This is a genomic window from Nitrososphaera sp., assembly GCF_037447015.1.
Lineage (GTDB): Archaea > Thermoproteota > Nitrososphaeria > Nitrososphaerales > Nitrososphaeraceae > Nitrososphaera.
Window position 1 is genome coordinate 1 of sequence record NZ_JBBIHK010000051.1, and the last position, 11449, is coordinate 11449.

An 11449-nucleotide genomic window follows, 5' to 3' on the forward strand; every position below is an offset into this window, starting at 1 on the left:
GCAGCGCAAAAAAGGTTGCAAGCGGCAGCGCAACAGGCAATAATGACTAATGATGATGACGGGCGTTACTCGTTGCCTGTTGCCAGCAGGCTGTCCAAATTAAGGTAACCGGCTTCTCATCGTGGTTGCGCCTACGAGAATGTCCTTGCATATCCATAATATTATAGAAAAGAGTGGGAAGAATTTTTCTATTCTTCGTCGTCGTCCGTCTTTTTGACCTGCGGCTTTAGCGCGGTCACCCTGACCTCTGTCGGGCAGCCGAGCTTGCTTGAAGCTACCTTGAACCCCTCTTTTGCAAGGTTCAGGTTTGCCGCAGTCACGTAGGCTTCAAATATCACCTGGCCGGGCTTGACCCTCGCCGCCAGCCCTGTAGCCTTGCCGAACGCGCGGCGCATGCCCTCTTGCAGACGGTCCGCACCTGCAGTTGCGATCATCTTGTTCTCCCGCAGTATGACGTGCGGGTAGACCCTGAGCATCGAGAAGAACGACATCTCGCCCACGGTCGCCATGCGCTTGTTTGCGGCAAGCCTGGCCGCCTCTAGCGCGTTGTGGCGTATCTGGAGCTTCTCTGTCACTATCAGTTCGAGCTTGTAATCGTAATTGCTGCTGGCCTGGCCCGACGAGAACCTTGCTATCTTTAACTGGGGCTTGCCGGCTATGTATTCGCGCCTTACGTAAGGCATTCCACGCGTCTCGCGGTAATTAACTCCCTTCATTCTCTATGCACTACTAAATTTGAATGCTTAAATGTGGAAGTCTGCTGTGATTTAATCGTTATGTCCTCCTCCTCGTCGCCGCCGTCGCCGCCGTCTTCTCTGCCTTCTGGTCATCAAGCGGCAACAACAGCAGCAACAGCAGCGGCAGAGGCCGTCCCTGTCATCGGGGCCAGGCTTGCCGCCGGCGGCAGGCTGCTAGTGGTGGACGAGGTGCGGTCGCAGGACGAGCTGCGGACCAAGGGCTTTGGCGAGAGGGAGGGCCGCGACTATGTCCTCAAGCCGTACGAGGCCCTCTACCTCATGCACGCCGGCCGGCTCGCAATAGCTGGCAGGGGCCAGATGACCTTTGACTCGCTCTTTGACCTTCTTGCCCGGCACGACAGGAACCTGATGACCAAGTTCCTTGTATACCGAGACCTCAGAAGCAGGGGGTACGTGGCAAAGGAGGGGTTTGGGTTTGGAGACGACTTTAGGGTCTACGAGCGGGGCGAGTACGAGAGCAAGCCTGCCAGGTACGTGGTGTTTGGGGTCAGCGAGGGCGCAAACGTGACTGCGAAAGGGTTTGCCGGCGCGATAGAGCAGATAGAAAAGATGGGCAAGGAGGCCGTGGTCGCAGTCATCGAGCGGCGGGGCGAGGTCATATACTACAAGGCGTCCAAGATGCGCTTTGCACAGAACAGGCACGACATAAGGATAGCTTTTGGTGGCGGCGGCAGCGGCGATAACGGCAAAAACGACAGCGGCAGCAGCGGCAGCGGCGAGTGACCCAAAAAAGGAGGGAGGGGGGAGGGAGAAAACAAGCGTGGAAGGCAGGTTCAAAGAGGTGTACTGCTCTGACTGCAAGCGCGTGCTTGCGCGCTATTCGACAAAATACTTTACAGACGCAGACATTAACGAGCTCGTCCACATCCACTACTCGTCGCACATCAGGGAGGGCCACGACGTGGGAACCCGGCTCGTCCCTGAGAAGGGCTGACCGGCTGGCTGTGTGGCTGCGACCAACTAAAAACGATTTATAGCCCTGCCGGCTTTAACGTCCCATGCAAGGTGCGGGCCTGTGCGAGAAGGTCATCAAACTTGACAGGAACATCCGTTTTGCCGGGATTGTCAACGGTAACGGCGAGGTAATCGAGGGCGGGTTCCAGAAGGGCATCCGGCCCCTGCTCAACGGCACTGCCGAGCAGCAGATGTACGTCCAGTCGCTGTCAAACGTGATGACGCTGCGCCAGTTCTCTGGCAGCCTGGGCGAGTTCCGCTACAGCGTGACAGAGCACGACAGGGTGACTCTGCTGACCTTTCCTCTCGGCAAGGACAGCATACTGTGCGTCTCGGCGTCGCCCAGGGCCAGGACCGAAAAGCTCCGCAACAAGGTGCTGGCGTTCTTGAAGAAAAAGAAAGATGTCAGTAGCGGCGGCAGCAAGCCAAAGAGAAAAGGGAACGGGAGCCGGAAGAACGTTTAATAGTACTCCTCTAAAAGGTTAAATGCGTGACAGCCACCTCTCACGTACGGTTGGCCAAGCGTTTTTGCGAACATTGCTTTTACCGTGGCGACGAGTCCGAGTTCCTGTCTGCAGCCGACTTTTGCATAGAGTGCATGAGCGTGCATGCGCACTGCCCCAAGTGCAAGTCCAGCTTCCACAGCGTGCACGTCATCGAATAGGTTTTGTACCCCCTGCGCAATAATCTTGCCAGGCTGCAGGATGATGACGAAGTGTACAGTCCCCCTATTATATGCCCGGGCGCACTCGCTCGTACGCATGGGTATGCGTGCGCAAGGGCAGACAAATGAAGAGAACATACCGGACTGCCGAGTCTTGCGTGCCTAAAACTTTGGACGCAAAGGTCAAAGCTACTACCACAAAAGTACAAGCAAGACCATCCTTGCGTAACAGGACCGGATCTGCGTTACAATCTACGACAAACCAAATAAGGATGTCCTGAGTAATTTCATTCTGTCGCAGGTTTGCAGAGCGATGAGCAAGGACGCGCCAAGATAAATCGCGGCGAGCCTCTACGCGGCAGTTCAAAAGCCATCCTGGAGCAGCTGCGGCAGACAGAGCACGGCGAGCACAATATCCTGATCTATCCCGACATTGAAACGCTCAACGAAGTAATGGCTGCGCATTACAAGGAGGCCCTCGACGACAGGAACGAGCTTGCCCTCTTTGTCAACACCTACCAGCCGCAAAGCAAGATCCGGCAGGTTCTTGGCAGGTGCGGCCTGGACGTTGCAAGGTACGAAAATGAAGGCTCGCTCGTCATTTACGACGGCGTCAAGGGCTACCAGTCCGCAGATGGCGTGTACGCAGTCATGGCGCTGATCAACATGCTGCTGTTTGAGCGGGTGGACAGACTTTGCAAAGCTGGCATGGTCGGCATGGCCGACATGGGTTCTTTCTTTATGATGGGCGACGACAGGCTTGAGGGCCTGATGTCCTACGAGCTGTCGCTGCCTTCCGTGTGGGACAAGATGAAGCTCCGGTCTTTTTGCCTGTACCACCAGGAGGATTTTGAAAGGCTGTCAGGCGAGGAGAGGCAGGCCCTAATAGATCACCACTACAGGTATGTCAAGCTCTATTGAGCCTGCAACCCGAGCTGATGAATAGTCTTTAATTTTGAAAAATGAATATTACATGATATATATGCCGCAACAGGGAAGATCCGGCAGCAGGTTTACTGCAAAAGAGGACCGGCAAGCAAAACACATCGCTGATTCTGAAAGGAAGAGGGGCAAGTCTGCCAAGACTGCCAAGAGAATCGGCTACGCGACTGTGAACAAGCAAAAGCGAAAGAGGGGCGCCGGCAGCAGGAAAAAGTGAGAATAAAAAGGCCGGCAGCTTTTTTTTTGGCTGACCCTGTCCTCACCTATTTTTGATTTCAATAAAGAAAGAGAGCGGGGGAGAGGGGAGGACAGGAAAGGCAGCGGAGTTTTAACGCCTCGGAGAGGGCTGCCAGAGCCGTAACTATCAGGCGATGATGGCTCTCTGATCTCTGATGTTTTCAGTCAAGGTTTTTAATCTGCGCGGCGCCCACTATAGCCGGCAAGACCATACATGGCGACAGGCGCAGGCTATGACAAATTTTGCGCAGACCTGGCAGGCTCCAGCGACTCTATAGTGGCCGCGTTCGTCATATCGGGGGGCAGGATAGCCGGCTCGCACATAAAGCTGAACGTGCCTGCGCTCAAAAAGGAGGACGCCGACAGGCTGGCCATGCAGACCAAGTCGGTGATGGAGATAACGAAAAGCAACGAGCGGCTGTTCGGCGAGCTGGGGTACGTGCTGGTGCACCACGAGTCGATAGACGGCGTGTTCTTTCCGGTCGGCGACGACGCCACGGTGCTTGCCGGCCTTGTCCAGCCTTACGACCTGGCAGGCATTGCGGCGCAGGTGAAAAAGATGGTCGATAGGGAGTCAGGTTCTTTTCCGAAAAAGGGCGCAGTCGACTCTATCTGATCCTGCCCTGTGCGTTATTTTGGGCATGCCAGCCAGTTTCAAGCGGCGCGGTGGGACAGAGCCAGATATAGTTTGCATGGCAAGGGTATTGCAGGCAGGCAGATAGACAAAAAGATGATCCAGATTCTAGAGATTTGGACGAACGAGGAGGGCACCGAGTATGCAGCCAAGATATCCGGCCACGCGTCCTTCCTAAAGACCACCTCGCACGAGGCCAGGTACACGAGGATCATCTATGCGGCGCCGTACCTGGAAGGCTACATCGAGGACCTCAAGGAGCAGCTTGAAAAGATAATAGACGCGGAAAACGCCGAGGTCCGGAACGATCAGCTGCGCCGGCCCAGATGATTGTAATAGAGCCTCCCTTCTGAAACAGCGTTCATAATCGGTAAAAAGGGGCAGGGGCAAGATCAGGGTGCGGTAGGCCACCATAGAGAGAGGGCGGAGCCTTCCTTCATTACCCCACAACAACGACAAATCCGGCTACGCTTTGGCTTTGCATGGCGGCCAGACGGGTGGCCTACCTGCAATAACAACAGCATATTGTAGAAATCTTCCGGACAAGATTCCGCCAACTCTTTAATAGTTCTGAGGTGTAACGGCGGCGCCAGTCCTGCAATGCGATAAAGGAAGGGGTTGCTGGATGTGGTCATCAATGGCCGTCTGGCCTGCAGGGTGTATATACATACGTGGCTGCCCTGCAGGCTGTGCCATTTCGGCGGCCGTTGGTGCCGAGGTCGCCGGCAGGGCTTGTGGGACTTGTCCTGCCGGCCGACTTGTTTGTACTGTTGTTTTTTCATTGGCCCGGGCAGCAGCTGTTTTCCCCGGAATGCTCCACGCCAAATTTTTAATACGACGCCACTCGTAGAGCTCCGACCGTACGGTTACAGGGGTTGGTTGTGGCTTGCCTGGAGGCGCCACGCTTTCGCACCGCCTGACCAAGAAAAAGGGGGTTGGCTGGCGGCCGGGTCGTCGGGGCACACACGTCCGATCCGGCCAGCTACCAACACCATATGCGCGTACGCGTGCATATGCATATTCAGAATAAAAGCGAAAAGCATTCTTAAATCCAAGCCCTGCGCAACAAAGGTGTGGTAGACGTCTCCTCCGTCTCGACCGCACAGCTGGCCCACTACCTGGAGCTGATCTTTGGCAGGGGCACGCCCCAAGTGATCGACGCCCTGGAAGGCCGCGGCATAGTCATACGCAGCGACGGAGCCAGCAGCGGTAGCGGTGGTGGTGGCGGCATCTCGCTTGCCGAACTGGAGGGGCCGCTCAAAGAGATGTTTGGGGACAAGGCCGGCGCTCTTGTGATAGAGTTTATTTCCAAGAGGCTGGCGGAGGGCTAGCTGTGGGGGCAGACGAAGGCGCACGGGTGACCGTGCCAAGCTCCAGCCTGCTATGCCAGCTGATCGGCACGTCGATAGATGGCGTCAACGCAGTCGCGCTCATGCGGCAGGGCAAGCTTGTGGCAGCGTACACCCGGCCGGGGCTTGCGACCCCTCCTGAAGAGAAGATAATGAGGATGCTCTTTCAGGTGGAGGTGGTGGCTGCAATAGCAGACAGCCAGTCGGACGTGTTTGGCGAGCTGGAATACCTCGTCCTGAACTACCGGGAGCGGAGGGTGTGGGTGTTCAAGACCGTCCACGGCACACTTGCGTTTTCACTCGTCGGGCAGCGGCCATTGCAGGAGCGGGTCATAGAGCAGGTGAGGGAGATCCTGGGCAGGTTTGGGTGACGATGATGATGAGGAGTACAAGTGCTCCGGCCGGGATTTGAACCCGGGATCTCCGCCTTGAGAGTCATTGGGGAGCCTCCCAGTTTCAAATCCCCGCCTACGCATGACGATTTTTGGGATGGATTCAAGAAATACCTGCTCACCATACAGAGCGATAAGGTTGCAGATGACACATTGAGGTATGCCAAGCGGTATTACTTTGTCCTGGCAGGGGAAGGGGTTCAGGAGGTGCTGCAGCAATCTCCGGACATTCGCAAGCACGTAATGAAGTCCATGGCTGCGCTCTCCAAGTACATGGGTTGTTACGACCATTGGAAGGGCATAAAGGAGCGATATCAGTTGAAATGGTCCCAGCAGGACAGCTTTGATGTCTTTCAGGAGATAGTGAACAACGGTCACGGATACTCTGCCATGGTTGACTGGGTTAAGGAAGCATGTCGAAAGCTCCCCGATGGTTACGGGCGAATTCTAGTTTATACCACGTTGACTGGGTTAAGGGCAAAAGAAGGCATCGACAGCATCAGGCTCATTAAAACAGAGGTTGACAATTACCTGAAGAAAGATGCTTTAATCTTGGAGCATTATCGTTATCCTGAGCTGTTTCTCAGGCGTACAAAGAAGGCTTACATAAGTATAGTCAGCGAGGACGTTTTGGATATTGCCAGAAAGGCCGGAAACTACAGTTACACCGCTATCCGGATGGCCCTTGAAGAAAGAGGCATGACTACCCAGATGAAGTACTGCCGCAAGATATTCTCCACCTACCTGCGAATGAATGGCGTAGAGTCGGAGCTCATCGACCTGCTGCAGGGACGGATACCAAAGACGGTGTTTGCCCGACATTACTTTAGACCTGACTTTGAGAAGGATGTCGAGAGGATAAGAAAAGTGTTGGTGTCCCTTGCTTCTACAATCAACTAACACGATACTGTATCGCAAGAACCCGCTGCCAAACTCATTAATTTTCTGATTTCTTAGTAGTCTAACGGTCAGGTACCCACAAAGGAAGATGACGGGGTCAGGCTGAGTTGGCTACTATACCCTGTAAGAGGCTTGCCATGTTCATCACACGCACCTAGCCAGTTCCCTAATCTCCCTCTGCGTGGCTTTGCCTCCCAGCTCCTGTAGCAATTCATAGACTAGGCGCTGCCCCATCTCCAATTATCTCCAAGAAATGTCGTGGAGCCCCGAAAGGAACAACGCTATGTGCAGACAGTGCATCAGGTCGTTAGTCCCTTCCGACACTTGGACTAGCTCCATGGCAGGTGACTTATCGAAAAACCCTGTTTTTATCAAGTTCTCCGCATGCCATTCTAAGGTGAGAATCCAATTCCCTGTAGGGTCTTTCTCGCGCTCCTCCTTTTCTGCCAGTTTGACGGCTTCCATCATTGCCTCAATAGTAGGATTCCATTCTTCTGGCCAAGTTTTCAGTGCGACATGATCGGATGCTAGGGGGATGCCATTAGCTGCTTCTGTGGGCTTTTCTTCTTGTTTCTCCCATTCTACAGACTGGGCTATCAGTCCCGGGCATAGCGTGTACGAATGCCAGGTAACTGTCATCGGTTCTTTCCACCCTCTGCCGTTGGCAGTCGCGAATCCTCCAGCCTTATCGAAGATGCACAGATGGCGTTAGGACATGTAATCCAGCCTGACCTGCGCTTGCCGCGGTATCTCCATACATGGGAGCACTTGCTGCAGATTACCAGCTTGCCTACACGCTTGAACTTGGCTTGCCTCATACCTCCACTGCCCTCCCATACTTGCATGACTTGACCAGCTGTTCAAAAGGTAGAGAAATCCACCATTCTCTTGGACAGCCGTACTTCCGCCCGCGTGTTTCGTCGACTGCATAAAACTTTGTGGGATCCATAAAGTGCGGCTCCAGCTTGGCGACTACTTCAGTAGTCCATGGCAGGTGTTCGCCGCTGCTGTTAATCCGTATGTACTCTTTGCCTCGCTTTGGCTTGACCCTGTAAAGAAATGGGATACCCCTTTCAGGGCTGTCTTTGGCGGCCATCCTACTTTTCTACCGCTTTCTTGATGGTCTCGGTAAGTTCCTTCAGGGTATCCTGGGGGCTTGTCCTCTCTCCATCTATCTCTTTGATTATCTCTCCCCTCGCCTTGGTGCGCCAGTCATGCTCTGATATCGTGTGCTTCTTGTTGTTGCGGTGGTCAACAAAGTAGAACGAGGTATGCTCTTGGCCCTTATCGTAGAACGATTTTTCCAGTCTCGCTATCTCTTTTTCATTGAAGGGGATGGTGTAAACTGGCGTTGTACTTTGTATGATCATAGACGGCTTCCATTCTTCCTCTTCACGGTCGTATGTCGTCTTGAATTTGGGAATCTCGCCGTAGCCTACCTTGCTGATGCTTGTCTCGAATACCTCGCCGTGCTTGTTCTCGGTATATACTTGCCCGCTCCAAAAGATGTATTCCTTGTTTTCTGGTCCGCGCACACGGTAGATGTTCTTGATTCTTGTTTGTAGGGCCTTGCCGCCCTTCTTTGCGATGGTGGCAACGCGCAAAAAGTTTGCATCCATGCGCAGCTCTATCCACCCACTGTTTTCTATCATGGTCCTGTCTGCTTCAGCCTTTCCCAGCACTTCGCAGGCTTGCTCATACCAGGCGTGTATGAAATGGCCGTGAGGGTGTTGCTTGTACAGGTCCAGGATGTTTTCTGCCGTCAATTGCCAGTGGGTTTTTGAATTTCCTATGGTTTTTGTGCTAAAGCTAACGTTGGGTGGCTGCGACATATCTATGACGTCTCTCCGTTATGGAATTTCGTAGTATTCATGGATGAAAAATGAAGACAGGACTATTTAGCAAGGTGTCAAAACGCTACAAGTTCTTTCGAGTTGTTACAAGTAAAGAAGAAGAGGGAAGGAAGAAGAGGAGGCTAGATGTCGTGGTCGTCTAGAATCCTCTCTGTACGCTCTCCGGTCGGTAGAATCTCGACATCCTGGGTGATGTGTGACCCTGCCGGAAAGTCTGACCTGTCACGCTGCTTTCTGTTCTTGGAGCTGACTATCGCGGGCGAGCTCTTGAACGTGTTTTCCAGCCCGGCGGCGTCGTTGTCTTCCTCCTGTGACTTTTCATCCCCGCAGCTGGTGCACATCCACGTGTTGCCTCTTACGAAACGCATGTACACCCTGCATATCTGACACATGACTTTTTCAGACTGGCCGTCATCCCCGGACTGGATGAAAACCACGTTTACCTTCCTTCTGTTGCGTTCTTGTATTGCCTTTTTTGCGAAATCTATTGTCATTTTCTGACTGTCAACCTCTCCCCTTTATCGCGTATGGGCGCAATGCAAGCCTAAACGCATCCAGGACATCGTTGTGTAGTGTCGCCTCTTTGTCCAGCGAATAGTCTTCGGCAACCGCCGTTCTAAGGGCCGTTATCAGCTTGGCAAAGTTGGGATGTATGGCTACCCAGCCTTTCTCTACCAATAGGGCTGTGTTTCCCAGCATCTCCCTATGTTCTGTACCAAACGTGATAGGCTTTACCCGCATGAACCGGTGCTTTTCTTTCGGGATGCTGGCATAGTCTGGGTTCTCCCCTACCTTGGTTTTCAAGAGCTTGATGAAGGCTGGTTGTGCTGCATCGCATTGCGTCGTCTCTATAGGCCACGTCTTTATGCGCTGGCTGGCCTCGTATGCCATTTTGTTGATGTCTGGCCGCTCGTACTCTTCGGCAAGAGTGACTACCAGGAGCCCGTCCACCTTCTGCACGACAACAACGCCAAACATGCTAGAGCCAAAGCCTTCGTCTATCCCCTGGCTCTTTTCTGCGGAATGGTGGATTTCTTCAGGATTGTATTTCTTGCCCAGCTCGATAGCTCTCTCTATGGCCTGAGAGCTAAAGACGTTGCCCGTTGTACTGGTGAATGATGCCCCATAGAGTCCGTTAAAGTCTGCCGTGGTAAGCCTGCGCCTCTCCCCCTCCAGAAAGTCTCCTGGCATGACCCCGGCTGCTACAGCTTGTTCTGCTGTCACCTCTACATAGCAAAAGTCTCCTTTCTTGAGCTCGGATTCTGGGATGCCTCTGTACCGCTGGGCCCATTCGTACACCTGACCATAGGGCTTGCCTGGAATTGTCTCTATGACGGCTGTCCCGTCTGTGTTTGCGATTCTGGTAAGGGCAATTTCTAACGCTTCTTTGTAATCCCGCCTTGCCGCGGTGATGTCCGTCACATGAATGTGCTTAAAGTTGGGCCAGCCTTCGAGAAGTCCCGGATTGTCTGCCCCCAGTGCTATGATTCTGGATGGCCTGAGGGGTGATTCTGGGTTCTTGATATACAGGGCTGCCGTCTTGCTTTTTTCATCCCGAAGGACGGCCCCCGATGATATTGAATCGTTAAGGAGGTCTATCTCTTCCGGGCGGTCCATGATAAAGGGGCTGTATTTCCTACTTTCAAGTACCCTGCGCCTAAAGTCTCTTAGAATCTCGATAGCCTGCTGCTTTGTCGGACCTAGAAGCATGGTATCATAGCCTCTGGTGGATAGGGGATTAGAAGATGGCAGTACTGCTAGGTGAAAGTCTACCAGCATCCATTTTGAGGATTCGCCTACACGATGGCTTTTGACCTCCAGTAATCGCCTGTGCTTTAGGAACTTTCGCCAAGTGTCGTACTGGTAGGGGGCCAGCTGCAGGACGGGCTTTCTGGTCGCTGGATGTCTGAGGGGCCCAAAGTCCCTGTAGAACGCTTCTGGCTCTGTAGGGATGTTGGCAGGGAGGGGTATCTGCTGAGATAGGTCGAGGTTAGCCATTACTGCGTCCAGGTTGCGGCCGAGGGCTGACGGCATTAACTAGCTGTAGCCTCCGCTTCCTTCTGCTGCCCCTCAGATTCCGACAAGTTGTCGCTTTCCTTCACCCTGCGCTTTAGGCTGGCTACCAGCTTGAGCGCCCTGTCTATCTGCTGGGGGTCGCCTAGCAATACCTGGCGTTTGATGATTATCTCCCCTATGCTGTCCAGCAGGGCCTTCTTTTGCCTGGTGTCTGTTTCCTTTTCGTAGAGCGCCCACAGTTCGCTATGGGCCCTGTCTATGCTGGCTATGGATTTCTGATGCTCGAATGGCAGGTTGTCGATATAGGCGTCGTGCTTGGCTTTGGCCTCTTCTCGTAGATGAGCTATATCTCTACTAATTGTTGACACATCAACCTTCAGGATTGCTGCTATGGCTGTCATCGACTTGCCGGTGGCATAGAGCTCCATGGTCTGAGCACGCCTCCAAGCAATGAGATCGTATTCGCTTTGCTTGTGTCCGTTCAATTATTGTAATCCCCTTTTATTGGCAGCGAATGGTATTGCATGGCTCTAGCGGTACATCTCCCTGCTCATGGTGTTCAATGGATGTGACCTCTCTTTCGTCTCTGCGGTTGACTTCTTTGTTACCCAGCATACTTGGCAGAGCCCCTCCAGCAGTTCGCCAGTCTGTGTACTGCATTCTTGGCATCCAGTCGTCACACTGGCATTACCTCCGCTGGCTTTGGCTGGCAAGCATACTTTATGACGTATTTCTCTGCTGTACCCTGCG

Annotated in this window: 18 protein-coding genes; 11 read left to right on the forward strand and 7 right to left on the reverse strand. The window is 53.5% G+C overall.

Translation table 11 applies throughout. From position 1 onward, the window contains the following. Positions 1-188: 188 nt before the first annotated feature. Positions 189-716 (reverse strand): 50S ribosomal protein L16, encoded by a 528-nt coding sequence (locus tag WKI84_RS12060; protein WP_337863810.1) that lies wholly within the window; start codon positions 714-716, stop codon positions 189-191. Positions 717-776: 60 nt separating this feature from the next. Here WKI84_RS12060 and endA point away from each other — a divergent pair, with 60 nt between their 5' ends. From endA to WKI84_RS12115, 11 genes are all read left to right on the forward strand, one after another. Continuing rightward, positions 777-1481 carry a tRNA-intron lyase gene (gene endA / locus WKI84_RS12065; protein ID WP_337863811.1) on the forward strand — a complete coding sequence of 235 codons (705 nt, stop codon included), beginning with the start codon at positions 777-779 and terminating at the stop codon, positions 1479-1481. Then, positions 1417-1692 (forward strand): hypothetical protein, encoded by a 276-nt coding sequence (locus WKI84_RS12070; protein WP_337863812.1) that lies wholly within the window; start codon positions 1417-1419, stop codon positions 1690-1692. Before endA ends, WKI84_RS12070 begins: the two co-directional genes overlap by 65 nt. Positions 1693-1756: 64 nt before the next feature. Further along, positions 1757-2176 carry a DUF6659 family protein gene (locus WKI84_RS12075; protein ID WP_337863813.1) on the forward strand — a complete coding sequence of 140 codons (420 nt, stop codon included), beginning with the start codon at positions 1757-1759 and terminating at the stop codon, positions 2174-2176. A 50-nt stretch (positions 2177-2226) separates the two neighbouring features. Next, positions 2227-2376, forward strand: coding sequence for a hypothetical protein (locus WKI84_RS12080; RefSeq protein ID WP_337863814.1), 150 nt, complete (start codon positions 2227-2229; stop codon positions 2374-2376). Positions 2377-2679: 303 nt separating this feature from the next. Then, positions 2680-3297, forward strand: a complete 618-nt coding sequence (locus WKI84_RS12085) for an MEDS domain-containing protein (protein ID WP_337863815.1) — start codon at positions 2680-2682, stop codon at positions 3295-3297. A 61-nt stretch (positions 3298-3358) separates the two neighbouring features. Continuing rightward, positions 3359-3535 carry a hypothetical protein gene (locus WKI84_RS12090; protein ID WP_337863816.1) on the forward strand — a complete coding sequence of 59 codons (177 nt, stop codon included), beginning with the start codon at positions 3359-3361 and terminating at the stop codon, positions 3533-3535. Between the two features lie 234 nt (positions 3536-3769). Continuing rightward, positions 3770-4171, forward strand: a complete 402-nt coding sequence (locus tag WKI84_RS12095) for a hypothetical protein (protein WP_337863817.1) — start codon at positions 3770-3772, stop codon at positions 4169-4171. Positions 4172-4243: 72 nt separating this feature from the next. Further along, a complete protein-coding gene (locus WKI84_RS12100) occupies positions 4244-4519 on the forward strand; it encodes a hypothetical protein (protein WP_337863818.1) in 276 nt (91 codons plus the stop codon). 743 nt (positions 4520-5262) lie between these two features. Beyond that, a complete protein-coding gene (locus WKI84_RS12105; protein WP_337863819.1) occupies positions 5263-5520 on the forward strand; it encodes a hypothetical protein in 258 nt (85 codons plus the stop codon). 2 nt (positions 5521-5522) lie between these two features. After that, entirely contained in the window at positions 5523-5909 is a 387-nt protein-coding gene (locus WKI84_RS12110; protein WP_337863820.1) for a hypothetical protein, read from the forward strand. 21 nt (positions 5910-5930) lie between these two features. Further along, the gene (locus tag WKI84_RS12115; protein WP_337863821.1) at positions 5931-6830 is read left to right on the forward strand and encodes an integrase; all 900 of its coding nucleotides are present in this window, start codon (positions 5931-5933) and stop codon (positions 6828-6830) included. Positions 6831-7070: 240 nt separating this feature from the next. Here the strand turns inward: WKI84_RS12115 and WKI84_RS12120 are convergent, their stop codons facing one another. From WKI84_RS12120 to WKI84_RS12145, 6 genes are all read right to left on the reverse strand, one after another. Then, positions 7071-7469, reverse strand: a complete 399-nt coding sequence (locus WKI84_RS12120) for a hypothetical protein (RefSeq protein WP_337863822.1) — start codon at positions 7467-7469, stop codon at positions 7071-7073. Between the two features lie 175 nt (positions 7470-7644). Next, positions 7645-7926, reverse strand: a complete 282-nt coding sequence (locus tag WKI84_RS12125; RefSeq protein ID WP_337863823.1) for a hypothetical protein — start codon at positions 7924-7926, stop codon at positions 7645-7647. A 1-nt stretch (position 7927) separates the two neighbouring features. Next, positions 7928-8596, reverse strand: coding sequence for a hypothetical protein (locus WKI84_RS12130; RefSeq protein WP_337863824.1), 669 nt, complete (start codon positions 8594-8596; stop codon positions 7928-7930). A gap of 209 nt (positions 8597-8805) precedes the next feature. Continuing rightward, positions 8806-9177, reverse strand: a complete 372-nt coding sequence (locus tag WKI84_RS12135; protein ID WP_337863825.1) for a hypothetical protein — start codon at positions 9175-9177, stop codon at positions 8806-8808. Positions 9178-9187: 10 nt separating this feature from the next. Next, positions 9188-10681, reverse strand: coding sequence for a hypothetical protein (locus tag WKI84_RS12140; protein WP_337863826.1), 1494 nt, complete (start codon positions 10679-10681; stop codon positions 9188-9190). 35 nt (positions 10682-10716) lie between these two features. Continuing rightward, positions 10717-11127 (reverse strand): hypothetical protein, encoded by a 411-nt coding sequence (locus WKI84_RS12145; protein ID WP_337863827.1) that lies wholly within the window; start codon positions 11125-11127, stop codon positions 10717-10719. Between the last annotated feature and the right edge of the window lie 322 nt (positions 11128-11449).

Coding starts and splice junctions, on each gene's coding strand:
- WKI84_RS12095 (WP_337863817.1), top strand. CDS start 3,770: ATGGCGACAGGCGCAGGCTATGACAAATTTTGCGCAGACCTGGCAGGC.
- WKI84_RS12135 (WP_337863825.1), bottom strand. CDS start 9,177: ATGACAATAGATTTCGCAAAAAAGGCAATACAAGAACGCAACAGAAGG.
- WKI84_RS12060 (WP_337863810.1), bottom strand. CDS start 716: ATGAAGGGAGTTAATTACCGCGAGACGCGTGGAATGCCTTACGTAAGG.
- WKI84_RS12140 (WP_337863826.1), bottom strand. CDS start 10,681: ATGGCTAACCTCGACCTATCTCAGCAGATACCCCTCCCTGCCAACATC.
- WKI84_RS12090 (WP_337863816.1), top strand. CDS start 3,359: ATGCCGCAACAGGGAAGATCCGGCAGCAGGTTTACTGCAAAAGAGGAC.
- endA (WP_337863811.1), top strand. CDS start 777: ATGTCCTCCTCCTCGTCGCCGCCGTCGCCGCCGTCTTCTCTGCCTTCT.
- WKI84_RS12125 (WP_337863823.1), bottom strand. CDS start 7,926: ATGGCCGCCAAAGACAGCCCTGAAAGGGGTATCCCATTTCTTTACAGG.
- WKI84_RS12120 (WP_337863822.1), bottom strand. CDS start 7,469: ATGACAGTTACCTGGCATTCGTACACGCTATGCCCGGGACTGATAGCC.
- WKI84_RS12145 (WP_337863827.1), bottom strand. CDS start 11,127: ATGGAGCTCTATGCCACCGGCAAGTCGATGACAGCCATAGCAGCAATC.
- WKI84_RS12075 (WP_337863813.1), top strand. CDS start 1,757: ATGCAAGGTGCGGGCCTGTGCGAGAAGGTCATCAAACTTGACAGGAAC.